General features: G+C 72.6%; 16 protein-coding genes. 5 read left to right on the top strand and 11 right to left on the bottom strand.

The features are described 5' to 3' along the window. The first annotated feature begins 16 nt into the window (after nt 1-16). Complete coding sequence (locus tag OVA28_RS15895; RefSeq protein WP_194662016.1) at nt 17-1,198, top strand: glycosyltransferase; 1,182 nt, start codon at nt 17-19, stop codon at nt 1,196-1,198. 124 nt (nt 1,199-1,322) lie between these two features. On the opposite strand, the gene OVA28_RS15890 is transcribed toward OVA28_RS15895, so the two are convergent. The 5 genes from OVA28_RS15890 to OVA28_RS15870 are packed head-to-tail and all read right to left on the bottom strand — an operon-like array spanning nt 1,323 to nt 6,640. Then, nucleotides 1,323-2,240, bottom strand: a complete 918-nt coding sequence (locus OVA28_RS15890; protein WP_268097637.1) for an NAD-dependent epimerase/dehydratase family protein — start codon at nt 2,238-2,240, stop codon at nt 1,323-1,325. Then, the gene (gene rfbD, locus OVA28_RS15885) at nt 2,237-3,088 is read right to left on the bottom strand and encodes a dTDP-4-dehydrorhamnose reductase (RefSeq protein WP_268097636.1); all 852 of its coding nucleotides are present in this window, start codon (nt 3,086-3,088) and stop codon (nt 2,237-2,239) included. The genes OVA28_RS15890 and rfbD overlap by 4 nt, the downstream gene beginning before the upstream one ends. Nucleotides 3,089-3,109: 21 nt before the next feature. Then, nucleotides 3,110-4,096 (bottom strand): dTDP-glucose 4,6-dehydratase, encoded by a 987-nt coding sequence (rfbB, locus tag OVA28_RS15880; protein WP_268097635.1) that lies wholly within the window; start codon nt 4,094-4,096, stop codon nt 3,110-3,112. Nucleotides 4,097-4,137: 41 nt separating this feature from the next. After that, nucleotides 4,138-5,694 (bottom strand): DUF2142 domain-containing protein, encoded by a 1,557-nt coding sequence (locus OVA28_RS15875; RefSeq protein ID WP_268097634.1) that lies wholly within the window; start codon nt 5,692-5,694, stop codon nt 4,138-4,140. Between the two features lie 4 nt (nt 5,695-5,698). Next, on the bottom strand, nt 5,699-6,640 hold the full coding sequence (locus OVA28_RS15870) for a glycosyltransferase family 2 protein (RefSeq protein ID WP_194662006.1): 942 nt from the start codon (nt 6,638-6,640) through the stop codon (nt 5,699-5,701). A gap of 93 nt (nt 6,641-6,733) precedes the next feature. On the opposite strand from OVA28_RS15870, the gene OVA28_RS15865 reads away from it, so the two are divergent. Genes OVA28_RS15865 through OVA28_RS15850 form a run of 4 tightly spaced genes read left to right on the top strand, consistent with a single transcriptional unit; the run spans nt 6,734 to nt 11,316 of the window. Beyond that, on the top strand, nt 6,734-7,846 hold the full coding sequence (locus tag OVA28_RS15865; RefSeq protein WP_268097633.1) for a hypothetical protein: 1,113 nt from the start codon (nt 6,734-6,736) through the stop codon (nt 7,844-7,846). Nucleotides 7,847-7,897: 51 nt separating this feature from the next. Continuing rightward, on the top strand, nt 7,898-8,509 hold the full coding sequence (locus OVA28_RS15860; RefSeq protein WP_268097632.1) for a dTDP-4-dehydrorhamnose 3,5-epimerase family protein: 612 nt from the start codon (nt 7,898-7,900) through the stop codon (nt 8,507-8,509). 12 nt (nt 8,510-8,521) lie between these two features. Next, on the top strand, nt 8,522-9,385 hold the full coding sequence (gene rfbA / locus OVA28_RS15855; RefSeq protein WP_268097631.1) for a glucose-1-phosphate thymidylyltransferase RfbA: 864 nt from the start codon (nt 8,522-8,524) through the stop codon (nt 9,383-9,385). A gap of 2 nt (nt 9,386-9,387) precedes the next feature. Then, complete coding sequence (locus OVA28_RS15850) at nt 9,388-11,316, top strand: glycosyltransferase family protein (RefSeq protein ID WP_268097630.1); 1,929 nt, start codon at nt 9,388-9,390, stop codon at nt 11,314-11,316. Between the two features lie 43 nt (nt 11,317-11,359). On the opposite strand, the gene OVA28_RS15845 is transcribed toward OVA28_RS15850, so the two are convergent. The 6 genes from OVA28_RS15845 to OVA28_RS15820 are packed head-to-tail and all read right to left on the bottom strand — an operon-like array spanning nt 11,360 to nt 16,675. Continuing rightward, on the bottom strand, nt 11,360-12,496 hold the full coding sequence (locus OVA28_RS15845) for a glycosyltransferase family 2 protein (protein ID WP_268097629.1): 1,137 nt from the start codon (nt 12,494-12,496) through the stop codon (nt 11,360-11,362). A gap of 54 nt (nt 12,497-12,550) precedes the next feature. Further along, nucleotides 12,551-13,408, bottom strand: coding sequence for a glycosyltransferase family 2 protein (locus tag OVA28_RS15840; RefSeq protein WP_268097628.1), 858 nt, complete (start codon nt 13,406-13,408; stop codon nt 12,551-12,553). Next, entirely contained in the window at nt 13,405-13,947 is a 543-nt protein-coding gene (locus tag OVA28_RS15835; protein WP_268097627.1) for a glycosyltransferase, read from the bottom strand. The genes OVA28_RS15840 and OVA28_RS15835 overlap by 4 nt, the downstream gene beginning before the upstream one ends. Then, a complete protein-coding gene (locus OVA28_RS15830; protein WP_268097625.1) occupies nt 13,857-14,531 on the bottom strand; it encodes a glycosyltransferase in 675 nt (224 codons plus the stop codon). The genes OVA28_RS15835 and OVA28_RS15830 overlap by 91 nt, the downstream gene beginning before the upstream one ends. Nucleotide 14,532: 1 nt before the next feature. Then, entirely contained in the window at nt 14,533-15,774 is a 1,242-nt protein-coding gene (locus OVA28_RS15825; protein ID WP_194661991.1) for an ABC transporter ATP-binding protein, read from the bottom strand. Nucleotides 15,775-15,778: 4 nt separating this feature from the next. Further along, entirely contained in the window at nt 15,779-16,675 is an 897-nt protein-coding gene (locus OVA28_RS15820) for an ABC transporter permease (protein ID WP_268097624.1), read from the bottom strand. Nucleotides 16,676-16,700 lie beyond the last annotated feature (25 nt).

The following is a 16,700-nucleotide window of genomic DNA, read 5'->3' as shown; positions in this document are numbered from 1 at the left end:
TAAGCGAGAGCGCTGCATGCATCCCGACCCTGTTGCCCGTCCGACACTCCTCGTCGCCGCGTCGACGTTCCCGGCCGAGCCGGGCGACGGCACCCCGGGCTTCGTGCTCGACCTCGCCCTGGCCCTGTCGAGCGACCACCGGGTCGTGGTGGTGGCCCCGATGACGAAGGGTGCGGCGAAGCACCAGCGCATCGGCGACGTCGAGGTCCGTCGGTACTCGTACTTCCCGGCCCGCTGGCGGGACCTGGCCGACGGGGCCATCGTGGACAACCTCCGCGCGGCACCGGTCCGCTGGCTGCAGGTCCCCTTCTTCTTCGGGGCGATGGCCGTCGCGCTCCGCCGCGAGGCCAGGCGCTCCCGAGCCGATGCGGCGCTGCTGCACTGGATCATCCCGCAGGGGGCGGTCGGCAAGCTCGTCCTCGGCGACCTGCCCCGCGTGGTGACGACGCTGGGTGGCGACCTCTACGCGCTGCGGCACCCGGTCCTCCAACGCGTCAAGCGGGCGGTCATCGCGAGCGCGGCCTCCGTGACCTGCATGAGCACCGACATGGCCCTCGAGCTCCGCAAGCTCGGGGCGCGGGACGACCAGGTCCACATCGTGCCGATGGGCGTCGACCTCGAGCCCATCTCCCGAGCGGTGGCCAGCGAGACCCGCACCCCGGGTCGGCTGCTCTTCGTCGGACGGCTCGTCGAGAAGAAGGGCGCGACCGTGCTCCTCGACGCACTCGACCGTGTCGCACACCGCCCGGCCGAGGTCGTCGTCGTCGGCGACGGGCCCCTCCGGCAGGCGCTCGAGGCCCGTGCCGGCAGCGGGGTCGACTTCGTCGGTGCGCAGGGCAAGGCCGCCCTCGCCGCCCACTACGCGAAGGCCGGGATCGCGGTCTACCCGTCCGTCCCCGCGGCGAACGGTGACCGCGACGGGCTGCCCGTCGCGCTCCTCGAGGCCATGTCGGCCGGCTGCGCGGTCGTCGCGTCCGCCGTGCCCGGGATCGTCGACGTGGTCGAGGACGGCGTGAACGGCCTGCTCGTCGCGCCGGGTGACGCGGACGCCCTCGCAGCGGCGGTGGACCGGCTCCTCGCCGACCCGGCGCTCGCGGAGCGCCTCGGCGCGGGTGCCCGCGCGACGGCCGCGGCCTACACGGTCGAGGCCGTGGGGGACCGCTACCGCACGCTCATCGCCGACGCACTCCAGCGCTGAGCTGACGCGCGCTGAGCTGACGCGCTCCGGCGCTGAACCGACGCGCTCCGGCGCCGAGCGGACGCGCTCCGGCGCTGAGCGGACGCGTTCCAGGGCTGAGCACGGGTCGCGCGTCGCGTGCCGGTCAGCGGCCGGCGCGGACCGCGTCGACGGTCCGGCGCACGCCGACGTCGAACGGCACGTGCGTCCGGGCGTCCAGCGCCGTCATGACCCGCGACCGGAAGCGGAGGTCCCGGCCGTGGGAGGTCGCGGCGGGATCGTGGCCCTCGCGCACGTCGAGCGGCTCGTCGAACGCGGCCGACACCGCCTCGACGACCTCGGTGATGGTGCGCCCCTGCTGTGACGCGAAGATCTTCGTCGTGGTCGCTCCCGCTGCACCGTCGGCCACGGCCGTCAGCCCGTCGGCGACCATCGCGGCGGCGTCGTCGATGTAGAGGTAGTCGCGGGTGGTGTCCATCGGCACGTAGATCGACGACGGGCGGCCCTCGATGTGGGCCAGCGCCAGCTGCGACACCAGGCCCTGCGGCTTCCGCAGGTTGGCGCCGGGACCGTAGAGGTTCGAGATCCGCCCGACGAGCAGCGGCGCGCCGGTGGCCTCGGCGAAGTCCCGGAAGCGGGCCTCGGCGGCGAGCCGGCTGCGGCCGTAGGGCGCGAGGGGCAGCGGCTCGGTGTCCTCGTCGAACGGTGCGCCGCTCGCACCGGCGTACACGCCGCCGGCGGACGACGCGAAGAACAGGGACCCGGGGGCGTCCGCGGTCGGTCCGGTCGCGTCGAGCACCCGCCCGAGGATCGTCGCCTCGGCGGCGAAGGCCTGTTCGCCGGTCGCGACGATGCCGCTGCCGGCGCACCAGACGAGTCGCCACGGCGCGCCGTCGGCCTGGAGGCTCGTCACGGCGTCCCGGAGCAGGGTCGCGGCCGCCTCGGTGTCGCTCCAGGGCACGCGGGGGACGACCACGCGGTCACCCGCGTGCTCGAGCGCCGCCACGACGGCACCACCGAGGAACCCGCCGCCCCCGACGACGAGCGCAGTTGCTGCACTCACGCGGTGAGGACCCCCGCCTCGGCAGCGGCGTGCAGGGCGTCGCGCCAGTCGCGCATCGGGGCGAGGCCCGCGCGGGACCAGGCGTCGTGTCCGAGCACGCTGTAGGCGGGGCGCGGTGCCGGTCGGACGAACGCGGAGCTGTCCGTGGGCAGGACGCGTTCGGGGTCGAGCCCGACCTCGGTGAAGATCGCCTTGGTGAAGTCGAGCCACGATCCCTGCCCGGCGTTCGTGCCGTGGTAGATGCCCGCGGGCGCGTCGGCGTCCAGCATCGCGACGATCTGCCGGGCGAGGTCGCCCGTCCACGTCGGCTGCCCGACCTGGTCGGTGACGACGCTGACGGTCTCGTGCGACCCGGCGAGCCGGATCATCGTCTTGGCGAAGTTGGGGCCGCCTGCCCCGTAGAGCCAGGCCGCGCGCACGATCCAGGAGGAGTCCGGTGCGACACGTCGGACGGCGGCTTCGCCTGCGGCCTTCGTGCGGCCGTAGGCACCGATCGGGTCGGTGGGCTCGTCCTCGGCGTACGGGGAGGTGCCGTTGCCGTCGAAGACGTAGTCCGTCGAGACGTGCACGAGCTTCGCCCCGGCGGCGACCGCGGCCGTCGCGAGGACCTCGGGGCCACGGGCGTTCACGGCGTGGGCGTCGTCCTCGTGGGACTCGGCGTCGTCGACCTTGGTGTAGGCGGCGGCGTTGATGACGACGTCGTGCCCAGCGACCGCCGCGGCGACCGCGGACGGGTCGGTGATGTCGAGGTCGGCGCGGGAGAGCGCGGTCACGTCACGTCCGGCGAGGGCCTGCTGGAGGTCCTGTCCGAGCATGCCTGCCGCGCCGGTGACGAGGTAGCGGGTCATGGTCTGGTCCGTCGTCCGGGCTCAGGCCAGGGCCGCGCGCTCCTTGAGCGGCTCCCACCAGGCGCGGTTGTCGCGGTACCACTGGACGACGTCGGCGAGCCCCTGCTCGAAGGGGACCTGGGGCTCGTAGCCGAGCTCGGCCTGGATCTTGCTGATGTCCACCGAGTAGCGGAGGTCGTGACCGAGGCGGTCCGCGACGCGGTCGACGTACGACCAGTCCTTGCCGGTGGCCTCGAGCAGCAGCTCGGTGAGCTCCTTGTTCGTCAGCTCCGTGCCGCCGCCGATGTTGTAGATCTCGCCGGCGCGGCCGCGGGTGAGGACCATCGCGATGCCGCGGGTGTGGTCGTCCACGTGCAGCCAGTCGCGGATGTTGTTGCCCTCGCCGTAGAGGGGGACGTGCACGTCGTCGATGAGGTTCGTGACGAAGAGCGGGATGACCTTCTCCGGGAAGTGGTACGGCCCGTAGTTGTTCGAGCAGCGCGTGATCGAGAGGTTCAGCCCGTGCGTGCGGTGGTAACTGCGGGCGAGCAGGTCGCTGCCGGCCTTCGACGCCGAGTAGGGGGAGTTCGGCTCGAGCGGCCGTTCCTCGTCCCACGAGCCCTCGCTGATGGAGCCGTAGACCTCGTCCGTGGAGACGTGCACGAAGCGCTCGGTGCCGTGACGCAGGGCTGCGTCGAGCAGGCGCTGGGTGCCGACGACGTTGGTCTCGACGAAGATGCCGGAGTCGCGGACGGAGCGGTCGACGTGGGACTCGGCGGCGAAGTGCACGATGGCGTCGATGCCGGGCACGACCTCGTCGAGCGCGGCGGCGTCGCGGATGTCGCCCTGGACGAAGCGGTAGCGCGGGGAGTCCGCGACCGGGGCCAGGTTGGCCAGGTTGCCCGAGTAGGTGAGGGCGTCGTAGACGACGACCTCGGCGCCCTCGAGGCCCGGGTAGGCGTCCTGGAGGGTTCGACGGACGAAGTTCGAGCCGATGAAGCCGGCTCCTCCGGTGACGAGGATCTTCACGCTGGTTTCCTTTTCCTGGCCGTTGGCGGACGGCGAGCAGTCTAGCGGGGGAGTCGGTCGGGGTCGTCGAGCGCGCCGGGGAGCGGGGACGGGGTCCTGGCGACGGCGACCACGGCGAACGCCGTGGCGGCCAGCGCGAGCAGCGCGAGGACGCCGGTTGCGAGGGCACCGAGGTGGCCGTCGGACCACACCGCGTACCCGGCGCCCGGCACGAGCCGCACACGGGCCGTCACGAGCCCGGTCGCGGCGAGGGCACCGGCACCGGCGACGACGAGAACCGGCAGCAGTCGCCGAGCCCGTCCGCCGAGTGGCAGACGTCGCCAGGCCAGTGCGCTGAGCACGACGACCGCGACGACGGCGGGGAACAGGTAGCGGCCCTGCGTGCCGACGACAGCGGTCGTCGTGAGGTAGCCGCGGACGCTCGTGAGCGTCTGGGCGACGAGCAGGAGCACGGGGAAGACGGCGAGCAGGACGGCGGCGCGTCGTTCCGCCGACCGCCGGAAGGCCCAGACCACGACGACGCCGACCGTGACGAGCGTCAGCGGCACGACCAGCCACGGTGACAGCGCCGCGAAGGCGTTCACGCCGAAGCTGCCCCAGAACGTGCGGATCACGGTGCCCCAGCTCACGTCCACGAAGGTCAGCAGGTCGGGCCCCTGCCCGCGGGGGAAGGACTGCGGCGGGCGGATGGCCGCGTACCCGTCGGGCTGCAGCGTGCCGTACACGAGCAGGTTCCTGACCCACCACCACCCGCCCACGACGCCGGCGAGGAGCAGCGTGCCGAGCGTCTCGACGAGGCGGCGTCCCCACGCGGGTGCTCCGGGGCCGACGAGCAGGGCGAGCGCCACGACGGGGACGGCGGGCAGCCCGGTGCCCTTCGTGATGACGAGCGCGCCGAGCGCGATGCCGAGCAGCACCAGGGTCCGCCGACGACGGTCCCCGGTCATCGTCCGCACGAGCAGCACGGTGACGACGCCCCCGAGCGTCATCGTCAGGGCGTCGTTCGTCACCGACGCGGCGATCGAGGCCAGCTCCGGGACGGCGAGCACCGCGGCTGCCCCGACCACGGCGGCCCGCGGTGACCGGGTCAGCCGACGGACCGCTGCCCAGGCCAGCACGGGGAGCGGGAGCACCACGAGCGCGTCGAACAGGCGCAGGGCCAGCAGGGCGTGGTCCCAGCGCAGGTGCTCGAAGCCCACCAGCCGGAGGACCACGCCCTGCAGTGCGTCGGCGGTCGGCGGGTGCTGGTTCATCTGTTCCACCCCGCCGACCTCGCTCCCCGGGTGTGCCGTGCGGAGCTCCTGCACCGTGACACGCGACCACGCGCTCACGGTGTCGGTGCCGGCGGCGGCCTGACCGGCGGCGGCCTGCACCGCGTTCAGGAAGCGCTGGTCGCCGGGGCCGACCCAGCGGTCGCCGATCGCGAGGTGCATCGCGGTGTCGAAGTGCGCCTTCTCGTCGGGTGCCTGGAACGGCGGCACCAGCACTGCCCAGAGCCCGAGGACGAAGGCGAACGCGACGACGACCATCCCGAGCGCGAGGCGCTCGGTCCGTCCGACGCGCGGTCGGACCACCGGGGCGTCCGGTCCTCTCGTCATCCGCTCAGTCGCCGTAGCGCGCGAGCTTCTGCAGGTCGAGCTGTTCCTCGGCCAGGGTGCGGTTCATCCGCGTCAGGTCGGCCACCACGCCGATCACCATCGACAGCAACGCGCTGATGACCAGCGTGACGCCGAGGATCAGGGACTGCAGGTGGTTCCCGCCGCTGTCGGTCCACAGCAGCACGAGGTACCGCACGAAGGGGATCAGCCCGGCGACGCCGAAGACCGCGCTGACCGAGGCGAACAGCGCCATCGGCCGGTACATCAGGTACACCCGGGCGATCGCCGACCCGGACTGGAACATGTGCTGCCAGATGTTCTTGAACAACCGGGACTCGCGGGTCTTCGCGTTCGTGGTGATCGGGATGCTCGCGATCGCCAGGCGCTTGTAGCCGGCCTGGACGATGGTCTCCATGCAGTAGCTGAAGCGCGTCACGATGTTGAGACGGATCAGCGAGTACTTCGAGTAGGCGCGGAAGCCACTCGCGGCATCGGGCAGGTCGAGCCCCGCGGCACGGCTGGCCACGAAGGACCCGAAGCGCTGCATGAGCTTCTTGAAGCCCGAGAAGTGCTCGATCGTCCGGGTCTGCCGGTCGCCGATGACGATGTCCGCCGTGCCCTCGATGATCGGCTGCACGAGCTCGGTGATGTGCGCCTGCGGGTACTGGTTGTCGCCGTCGGTGTTCACGACGATGTCGGCGCCGTGGAGCAGCGCGTAGTCCACGCCGTCACGGAACGAGCGCGCCAGGCCCATGTTCGTGGTGTGCCGGACGAAGTGGGTGACCCCGTGGGCCCGTGCGACCTCGACGGTGCGGTCGGTCGAGCCGTCGTCGATGATGAGGATCTCGATCTCGTCGACGCCGGGGATCGACGTCGGGATCGTCTCGAGGACCGACGGGAGCGTCTCCTCTTCGTTGAGGCAGGGGATCTGGACGAACAGTTTCACGAGGCGGTGGGTTCCCTGGTTCGATGCTGTGACGGGGCACACGGACGTCCCAGTCTATGCAGGGTGTTCCTCGTGCCGTGCCACGATGGGTGCATGGCTCCTCTCCGGTCGACCGTCGCCCGTCTGCTCGGCCGGGCCGCACCGCAGCCGCAGCCGCTCGCACCGCAGGCGCCGCCGCTCGTCGGCTTCGTGGTGCACGGTGCCGGCGGCGTGCACCCGGCCTCCGCGCACATCCGTGTCACCGGGCGGATGTCGGCGCTCGCCGCGTCCGGCGCGGCACGCGTCGCGCAGGTCGACCCGGTGCGCTGGGCGGACGGGTCGGACACCGCGCACCTCGACGCGGTCCTGGTGCAGCGTGACGCGTTCCCGCTCGCCGCGCTCGACGCCGCGTTCGCCCGGGCCGCCGCCGAGGGCACCCGGATCGTCGCCGAGGTGGACGACGACTTCTTCACCGCCGAGGCCCGCGAGCGACTGGCCCGCGCCGAGTACGACCCCGACCGCCTGGCCGCCGTCGACCGGCTCGTCCGCGGCGCCGACGCCGTGGTCGTCTCGACCGAGCCCCTCCGTGCCGTCCTCGCCGCCGAGGGCATCGACGCCGTCGTCGTGCCGAACGGCGTCCAGCCCGGGCTGTGGGCGCACGACCCGGTGACCCCGACCACCGACGGTCCCCGTCGGGTCCTCTACATGGGGAGCGCGACGCACGGCGGCGACCTCGACCTGCTCCGCGACGTGTTCGACGGGTTCGTGGACGACGACGGCCGACCCGTCCGGCTCGAGGTCGTCGGGGTGACGCACGACGACGACGCCTGGCACGACCGCCTCGCCCTGCCGGAGGGCACGTCGCACTACCCCGAGTTCGTGGCCTTCCTCCGCGAGCACGCGGACCGCTGGTCGGCCGGCGTCGCACCGCTGACGGACGACCGGTTCAACGACGCCAAGAGCGACCTGAAGTTCCTGGAGTACTCGATGCTCGGGCTGCCCTTCGTCGGGTCCGACCGGCCCTCCTACGCCGGCGTCGACGCACACGGCGGACTCCTCGCCGACGACGGCACGGACTCCTGGCGCGCTGCGCTGCGCACCGCGTTCCGCGACCCCGAGGACCGCGTCCGCCGGGCCCAGGCGTACGTCCGCGCCGAGCGCGTCGTGGCCGAGGGGCGCGACGAGCCGGGCGAACGGGCCTGGCGGTCGGCACTCGGACTGTCCTGACCGACGGCCCGGCACCCCGCACATCAGCGGACCGGTTGCTACGCTGCTCCGGTGCAGATCCGCGAACTCAAGATCCAAGGCGCGTGGGAGTTCACCCCCGTCCAGCACGGCGACGCACGGGGAGCCTTCCTCGAGGCCTACCGTGCCGACGTGCTCGAGGAGACCGTCGGTCACCCGCTCGACCTCCGCCAGGTGAACATGTCGATCTCGGCGCGCGGTGTCGCGCGCGGGATCCACTACGCGCTCGTGGCCCCGAGCCAGGCGAAGTACGTCACCGCCGTGCGCGGCGCGTTCATCGACTACATCATCGACATCCGCGTCGGGTCGCCGACGTTCGGGCAGTGGGACTCGGTGCGCATCGACGACGTCGACCGCCGTGCCGTCTACCTCTCCGAGGGCCTCGGCCACGCGATCGTCGCGCTCGAGGACGCCTCCACGGTGAACTACCTCGTCAGCGCCCACTACGACCCCCAGCGCGAGAAGGGCATCAGCATCCTCGACCCGACCGTCGGTCTGACGCTGCCCGACGGCATCGGCGAGCCCGTGCTGAGCGAGAAGGACACCAGCGCATTGACCCTCGAACAGGCCGCCGAGCTCGGGCTGCTCCCGACGTACGACGAGTGCGTCGCCTACACCGAGTCCCTCCGGACCACGAAGAAGTAGAGGACCATCCCCATGAAGGGCATCATCCTGGCCGGCGGTTCCGGCACCCGCCTCTGGCCGATCACCAAGGGCATCTCGAAGCAGCTCATGCCCATCTACGACAAGCCGATGGTGTACTACCCGCTGTCGACGCTGATGATGGCCGGCATCCGCGAGGTCCTCGTCATCACGACGCCGGAGTACAACGACCAGTTCCGGGCGCTCCTCGGCGACGGCTCGGCCCTCGGCATGACGATCGAGTACGCCGTGCAGCCGAGCCCCGACGGCCTGGCCCAGGCGTTCGTGATCGGTGAGGACTTCATCGGCGACGACAGCGTGGCGCTCGTCCTCGGCGACAACATCTTCCACGGCACGGGCCTCGGCACCAGCCTGCAGAAGAACACCACCGTGCAGGGCGCGACGATCTTCGCCTACCACGTGGCCGACCCCAAGTCGTACGGCGTCGTGGAGTTCGACGACGACTTCACCGCGGTCTCCATCGAGGAGAAGCCGACCCACCCGAAGTCGAACTACGCGGTGCCCGGGCTGTACTTCTACGACAACGACGTCGTGGAGATCGCCAAGACCATCGAGCCGAGTGCCCGCGGTGAGCTCGAGATCTCGACCGTCAACGAGCGCTACCTGGAGGCCGGCACCCTCGGCGTCGAGGTCCTCGACCGCGGCACCGCCTGGCTCGACACCGGCACGTTCGAGTCGATGATGCAGGCGTCCGAGTACGTCAAGGTGATCGAGGACCGCCAGGGCCACAAGATCGGTTGCATCGAGGAGATCGCCTGGCGCAACGGCTGGATCGACGACGCCGCGCTCGCCGACCTCGCCGCCCCGCTCGCCAAGAGCGGCTACGGGGTCTACCTGCAGCACCTGCTCCGCGGCTGACCGTGGCGTTCCGTCGCCTGCTCGGCCGGCCCGGTGTCCCCGCGACCACGACCGGGCCGGACGGGCCAGCCGGGGGCGAGCCGAGCCTCCCGGTCGACACGTCCCTGGTGACGGACGCACCGCAGCCGGGGACGGACGGCTTCGACGTCGTCGTCACGGTGGCCGAGTCGGCGTTCCGCGCCGGTGCACACCTGGGTGCCGTGCGCGCGGCGCGCATCGCCGGGGCACGGACCGTCCTGGTGAGCGCGTACGACGTGCACGCCGGACCGCAGAGCACCTACCCGCCCGTCCTCGCCGGTGACGACCACGACGTCGCCCGCGCCACCGTCGCGGCCACCTGGGGCGGTGCCGTCGCCGCCGCGCGGCCCCTTCTCCGGTCGTCGGTCGTCGTCGTGCAGGACGCCGGCATCGCCCTGCCGGACGGCGCGCTCGCCCGGCTGGTGGCGGCCGTGGGTCCGGTGGGCGGTCCCGACCACGACCGCCGGGAGGCCGTGGTCGCCCTGCCCGTGGTCCGCACCCCGGACGACGTGGTCGCGAGTGCGGGCGCGGTGCTGGTCCGGGGGACCGCGCCGGTCGCGTCGCTCCTCCGGGGACACCCGTCCGAGGACGCCGAGGCCCTCGACGGCGCGCGGGTGTTCGCCGGCGACGAGCCCTGCTTCGCCGTGCGCACCACCGCGCTCGCGGTGCCCGTCGTCACCGTCGACACCCGGACCGCCGTCGCCCGGTTGACCCGTGACTCCGCGGACGCCGCGAGCGGGGACTGCGTCGTGGTGCCCGTCGGACGGGTCTACCGCACGTCCGTCCTCCGGGAGCGCCGCTACGACACCGACGCCGCCGACGCACTGGCCGTCTGGCGGGGGCGGTCCGACGACGCGGTGGACACGGCGTTGGCCCGCCTCGGCCTGGCGCCCGACGAGACGTCGGCGGACGCGGCCGGGGCGCCGGTCGCGCTCCGGGAGCCGGTCGTCCGGGGGACGTGGCTCCGCACGCTCGACCGCGGCGAACGCCTGCGCTGGTCGGTCCGGATCGCCGCGCACCCGGGCCCCCGCGGGGACGACTGGGGCGACACGTTCTTCGCGCGCGACCTCGCCGTCGCGCTCCGCGGGCTCGGGCAGGACGTCGTGGTGGACCACCGCGAGTCCCACGTCCGGCCCTTCTCCGAGCACCTCGACGACGTCGCATTGACCCTCCGCGGCCTCGACGACACCCCCGTGCACCCCACGGCGACGAACGTGCTCTGGGTGATCTCGCACCCCGACCTGGTGACGGCCGCCGAGCTGGCACGCCACGAGCTCCGCTTCGCCGCGGGCCCGGTGTGGGCCGCGCGCGTGACGGCGGGGACCGGGCTCGCCGTCGGGCCGCTCCTGCAGGCCACGGACCCGGCGCGCTTCCATCCGGGGCCCGCCGACCCGGCCTTCCCGGACCTCGACACGGCGTTCGTCGGCAAGACCCGACGGGTGTTCCGTCCCGTCGTGCGGGACGCCGTCGAGGCCGGGGTCGACCTCGCCGTCTGGGGCGAGGGCTGGGAGTCGCTGCTGCCGGACGGCGTGCACCGCGGCGTGTTCGTGCCGAACGAGCAGCTGCCGGCGCTCTACCGGAGCGCCCGGGTCGTCCTCAACGACCACTGGGACGACATGGCGCGGGACGGCTTCGTGTCGAACCGCCTGTTCGACGCCGCGGCCTCCGGAGCGCTCGTCGTCACGGATCCCGTGCCGGGCACCGAGGCGCTGTTCCACGGCGCGGTGCGGCCCTACACCGACGTGGCGGACCTGCGGGAGCTGGTCCAGCTGGGGGAGTCGGCGTCGGACGCTGACCGTGCGGCGCGCGGGGCCAGGATCGGTGCCGAGCACTCCTTCGCGCGGCGGGCCGAGACGCTGCTCGACGCAGTGCGACGGGAGCGCGGCGGGCGGCAGGAGCGCGGGCGGCGCTGACGGCCGCTGGGCGGCCGGCCGCTGGGCGGGTGCTCTGCGGCCGTCAGCGGTGGCGGATGCGGCGGGCGATGGTGCCGGCGCGGTCGGCCAGGCGGACGACACGACGCGCACGCATCCGGTCGATTTCGCCCTGCAGGTCCCGCTGGAACGTGTCCGCCCGCGTGCGCTCGAACTGCACCGCCGAGCGGAGGGTGTCCGCCGTGGCCCGTTCGGCGGCGAGGGCGTCCTCGAGGTCCTCGATGCGCAGGTCCCGCGACACGATCGAGCGGCCGAGGGCCTGCAGCCGTCGGACCTCGGCGGGGGCGACGAGCGGGTCCGGCTCGCCGTCCACCGCCGGGGAGCCGGCGCGACGGAGCCCGTCCGCGATGCCGTCGTCCCGGCGGAACGAGCTGGCCTCGGCCTCGTCGTCCGTCACGAACCGCAGGGAGAAGGCCGCCTGCAGCAGCCCGTCCTGCAGTCGCCGGTAGTCGATCATGCCGTGGTGGCGCGGGCTCGGCGTGAGGTCGGGGTTCGCCTCGTAGGCACGGCCGCTGACCTCGACGCGGTGCTCGTACTGCTTCCAGGAGCGCCACGGCAGGTGCAGGACCTCGAGCGCCAGGTCGTCGGGCACCGGGGCGCCGTTCGCAACGCTCGCGCGGTGGTTGCCCTGCACGACGGTGACCTCGGGGTCCCCGACGTGCACCGTGTTCGGCGTCGGTGGGGCGACGAGGCCGGCGGCACGGAGTTCCTCCGCCGTGCGCTCGTCCCGCCAGTGCAGCCGCTCCACGCCGGCCCCGGACTTCGCCATCCGGCCGGTCAGGTTGACGACCGGGACGAAGAACGCGCCGATGGCCGGGTCGAGCTGCTCGAACACCTGACGGACGGTGCGAGACCGGTCCACGGGGAGGATGAACTCGTCCGCGTCCGCGTTGACGACCCAGTCGGCGTGGTGGACGCTGGCGGCGTCGCGGGCCATGCCGGTGACCACGGTGCCCTGCTGCTTGCGGTGCACCGGGTCGTGGCGCAGGTCGACCACGACGTCGGTGCGCTCGGCGAAGGCCCGCACGAGGTCGGCGGTGCCGTCCGTCGACCCGTTGTCCGTGATGACGAAGACGTCGAACCCCTGTGCGACGTGGTGGTCGAACCACGCGGGCAGGACGTCCGCTTCGTCGCGGACCATCAGGGTGACGGCGAGGATCATGTGCTGCGCTCCGGGTCGGGGAGAGGTGACGGGTTCCTGAGAGAGGCTACCGGGTCAGCGGGTGTGGGTGGCGCGGGCCCGGATCGCCAGTGCCGTCCGCAGGGCGACCCGGAGCGGCCAGAGCCACCACGCCGAGTACTTCTGCGCGAGGAAGCGGTAGGCGCTCTCGTGGTGTGCACGGCGCATGCGCTCGGACGACCCCTGCGTCGCCGTCCCGCCGATGTGCGTCGCGGTCGCCGCGGGCTCGAACACGTTGCGCAGGCCGAGCCGGCCGATCCGCCAGCCGAGGTCGACGTCCTCGAAGTACATGAAGTACCCCTCGTCGAAGCCGCCGAGCCGGTCGAGGACGTCGCGACGGACCAGCACGCAGGCGCCGGAGAGCCACCCGGCGTCACGGCGGGTCGAGTGGTCGCCGTCCTGCCGGTAGCGCCTGGTCCACGGGTTGCCCTGCCAGACGTTGGCGAAGGCCGCGTGTCCGAGGCCGGTCCGGAGGGACGGCAGGAGGCGGGCCGAGGGGTAGACGTCGCCGTTCGGTTCGAGCAGCTTCGGGCCGACGGACCCGATCGTCGGGTCGGCCCTGGCGGTGTCGAGCATCCGGTCGAGGGCCGCCGGCTCGAGCACCACGTCGGGGTTGGACACGAGCACCCAGCCCACGTCGGGGTCGAGGGTGTCGACGGCGCGGTTGACGGCACCGCCGTACCCGAGGTTGGCGCCGACCGCCACGAACCGGGCACCGGCGGCCTCGGTGACCTCGCGGAGGTGCGCCGCACTCGCGGAGTCGTTGTCGGCCACCACCACCTCGACGTCCCGCGTGCTCGCTGCCCGCGTCGACGCGAGGAACGGGCCGAGGACGTCGTCGGAGTTGTACGAGACGGTGACGATGGCGGTGCGGTCGCCGGACGTGCCGGTCATGCGTAGACCTCGACGTGGCGCTCGGCGCAGGCGGCCCAGGTGAAGGAAGCGGCCCGGCGTCCGGCGCGGGCGACACGGTCGGCGCGCACGGCGTCGTCGTCGGCCAGCATCGTGGCCAGTGCCGCACGGATGGGACCGGCGTCCGGCTCCGTGTAGGTCACGGTGTCGCCGCCGACCTCGGGGATCGCCAGACGGCGGGTGGTGAGCACGTCGGCACCGGATGCCATGGCCTCGAGCACGGGCAGCCCGAAGCCCTCGGCGGTGCTCGGGTAGACCACGACGCGGGACCCGCCGAGGAAGGCGCGGAGCTCGTCGAGCGGCAGGTAGCCGAGGTGTCGGAGGGGCTGACCGGGGTGGTCGCCGGCGGCCTCGAGCAGGGTCCGGGCGGCGTCGTCCCACCCGAGCCCACCCGCCACGAGGAGCGGGGGCGTCGACGGGTCGGCCGCGCTCAGCGCCGCGTGGGCCTCGACGAGCGCCGGCACGCGCTTGCGGGGTTCGACGGTGCCGAGGAAGGCGATCCAGTCGTCGCCGTCCGACATCCCGTGCGCGGCACGGAACGCGCGGAGCTCGGCGTCGGTCGGGGGTGGAAGACCCCGCGGTCGACGCCGAGGTGCGCCACGACGGTCGGACGTCGAGGACGACCTGTCAGGCGGTCGAGCTCGGCGACGGTGGCCGCGCTCGGGGCGACGGTCGCGCGGGCTGCACGCCGCGCCATCCGGGTCCAGGTGCGGAAGAAGCGGACCTTCAGCGACGAGTGTGCACCGGGGTCGGAGAAGAAGGTGGCGTCGTGCAGGGTGACGACCGTGCGCGCCGCGTGCAGCAGCGGGAACGTGTAGTGCGGGCTGTGCAGGACGTCCGCCCCGACGCGGCGGAGCAGGCCGGGCAGCCCGAGCTGTTCCCACACCAGGCGGAGCGGCCGTGACGACGTCCAGGCGGGCGCCGGGTGGTACCGGTGCGCCGGCGCGGTGTCGCGGAGCCACGCGAGGTCGCCGGGCTTCACGACCACGTCGACCCGGACGTCGAGCTCCGCCAGCCCGACGAGCAGCCCGGCGATGTAGCGGGCGACACCGCCACGGTTCGGCGGGACGGACGTCGCGTCGACGAGCACGGGGAGTGCCCGCACGTCAGCCCTTGACCTGGCGCTCGGTGCTCCGCGTCCAGGCGATGCCGGACTGCCGGTCCTCGTCGACCACGGTGAAGCGGGCAGCTTCTCGCTCGATGACGATGTGTTCGCCGGTCGCCTTCGCCAGGAACACGTGCACGAAGTACGCGCCGCCGCCCAGCCGGACGTCCGTCAGCCGCCACTCGACGGTCGCCGTGCCGTTCAGCGGGTCGTGCTTGGTCTCGAGCTGCCGGCTGTCCACGCCGAACGCGGGGTGGCCGAACTGGTTCTCGATCTTGATGCCAGCGCGCCACTCGGGCAGCGGGGTCGTGTGCGAGAAGGTCGCGCGCACCACGATGTCGTCGCCCGGGCGGTGGTCCTCGCCGGGGGCGCGGCCCGGGATCTCGAGCTCGACGTGCTCGACCTTGCCGGGGTTGGCGTCCTCTTCCGGGTGGGACGCCTCGGCCTCGGCGATGCGACGGCCTTCGAGGATCTCGCGGAAGTTCTTCACCGCGAGGCGGGCGGACCCCTGGAACTTGACCTCGCCGTGGTGCAGGACGACGGCGGAGTCGCAGAGCTCCTGCACCTGGCCGAGCGAGTGGCTGACGAGGACGATCGTGCGGCCCTGCGCCTGGAACTCGCGGATCTTGTCGAGGCACTTCTTCTGGAACTGTTCGTCACCGACGGCCAGGACCTCGTCGACGAGCAGGACATCGGGGTCGGTGTTGATGGCGACGGCGAAGGCCAGCCGGACGTACATGCCGGACGAGTAGAACTTCACCTGGGTGTCGATGAAGTCGCCGATGCCGGAGAACTGCAGGATGTCGTCGAAGCGCTCCTCGGTCTCCTCCTGCGTCTGGCCGAGGATCGCGGCGTTCAGGTAGACGTTCTCGCGGCCGGTCAGGTCGGGGTGGAAGCCGGCGCCGAGCTCGATGAGCGCGGCCAGACGACCACGGCGCTCGACGGTCCCGGTGGTCGGTTCGAGGATGCCGCCGATGGTCTTCAGCAGCGTGGACTTGCCCGAGCCGTTCGGTCCGAGCAGCCCGATCGTGGTGCCGGCCGGGATGTCGAGGTTGATGTCCTTGAGCGCCCAGAAGTCCTCGCTGTGCCGGCGTCCGGCGCGACCGAGGGTGACGACACGCTCCTTGAGGGAGTTGTCCTTGCGGATCGTGAAGCGCTTCGAGACGTTCTTCACCGTCACGACGGCGGGGGCGTCGGCGAACGGGGAGCGGGTCTCCTGCGTGAGGCTGTTGTCGATGCTCATCGGGTCAGATCTCCTGGGCGAAGTTGCCCTGCAACTTGGCGAACACGCGCTGGCACACGAGGAGCGCGACCAGGCCGACGACCCCGGCGACGCCCAGACGGAGCAGCAGGTGGGCGGGGTACTCGGCGTCCGGACCGGCGGTCCAGAAGGCGCGGTGGATGCCGAGGACGGCCAGCGTGATGGGGTTGGCGGTGTACAGGTTGAGCAGCCACTCCGGGGCGCGGGACGCGACCATCTGCCAGCTGTAGACGATCGGCGAGCCCCACATGAGCAGGAGCACCAGGACCTCGACGAGGTACTGCATGTCGCGCAGGTACACGTTCGCTGCCGCCAGCAGCAACGCGAACGCGGTCGCCCAGATGAGGATGACGAGCGTCGCGGGGAAGAAGTAGAGCAGGTCGAGCCGGACCCAGGCGAAGCCGCTCTGGAGCACCGCCGCGGCGAGCAGCACGACGAGCTGCACACCGAAGTTGAACAGCGCCGCGCCCACGCTGGCCAGGGGGTAGATCTCCCGCGGGAGGTAGATCTTCTTGATCAGGCCGCCGTTCGACACGATGGACGCCGTGCCCGACGCGACGATCTCGCTGAACAGCCCGTACAGCGTCAGCCCGGAGAACACGTAGATCGCGAACTCGGGGATGTTGCGGGACGCGCCCAGGATCTGGCCGAGGACGAAGTAGTAGATCGCCAGCTGCACGAGCGGACGGATGAGCGTCCAGGCGAACCCGAGCGCACTGTCCTTGTACCGCGACTTCAGGTCGCGGCGGATCAGCAGGTCGAGCAGCTGCCGGTGCGCGAAGACCTCGCGGATCGAACCGATGACCGCGGTGGCGGGACGGCCCGCGGGGACCATCCGTTCCTGCCGGAGGCGGTCGAAGCGCTCGGTGACGATGTTGCTCAAAGGGGATCCTTCAGTTCTGACGCGG

It is taken from the genome of Curtobacterium sp. SL109 (assembly GCF_026672405.1).
Taxonomy (GTDB): domain Bacteria; phylum Actinomycetota; class Actinomycetes; order Actinomycetales; family Microbacteriaceae; genus Curtobacterium.
The sequence above is the reverse complement of the archived record's forward strand: the minus strand, read 5'-3'. Positions and strand labels throughout refer to the sequence as shown.

What these genes read in the sequence shown, in the direction of transcription:
- OVA28_RS15895 (WP_194662016.1), top strand. Translation starts at nt 17, where the DNA reads ATGCATCCCGACCCTGTTGCCCGTCCGACACTCCTCGTCGCCGCGTCG.
- rfbD (WP_268097636.1), bottom strand. Translation starts at nt 3,088, where the DNA reads ATGACCCGCTACCTCGTCACCGGCGCGGCAGGCATGCTCGGACAGGAC.
- OVA28_RS15875 (WP_268097634.1), bottom strand. Translation starts at nt 5,694, where the DNA reads ATGACGAGAGGACCGGACGCCCCGGTGGTCCGACCGCGCGTCGGACGG.
- OVA28_RS15865 (WP_268097633.1), top strand. Translation starts at nt 6,734, where the DNA reads ATGGCTCCTCTCCGGTCGACCGTCGCCCGTCTGCTCGGCCGGGCCGCA.
- rfbA (WP_268097631.1), top strand. Translation starts at nt 8,522, where the DNA reads ATGAAGGGCATCATCCTGGCCGGCGGTTCCGGCACCCGCCTCTGGCCG.
- OVA28_RS15845 (WP_268097629.1), bottom strand. Translation starts at nt 12,496, where the DNA reads ATGATCCTCGCCGTCACCCTGATGGTCCGCGACGAAGCGGACGTCCTG.
- OVA28_RS15840 (WP_268097628.1), bottom strand. Translation starts at nt 13,408, where the DNA reads ATGACCGGCACGTCCGGCGACCGCACCGCCATCGTCACCGTCTCGTAC.
- OVA28_RS15835 (WP_268097627.1), bottom strand. Translation starts at nt 13,947, where the DNA reads ATGTCGGACGGCGACGACTGGATCGCCTTCCTCGGCACCGTCGAACCC.
- OVA28_RS15825 (WP_194661991.1), bottom strand. Translation starts at nt 15,774, where the DNA reads ATGAGCATCGACAACAGCCTCACGCAGGAGACCCGCTCCCCGTTCGCC.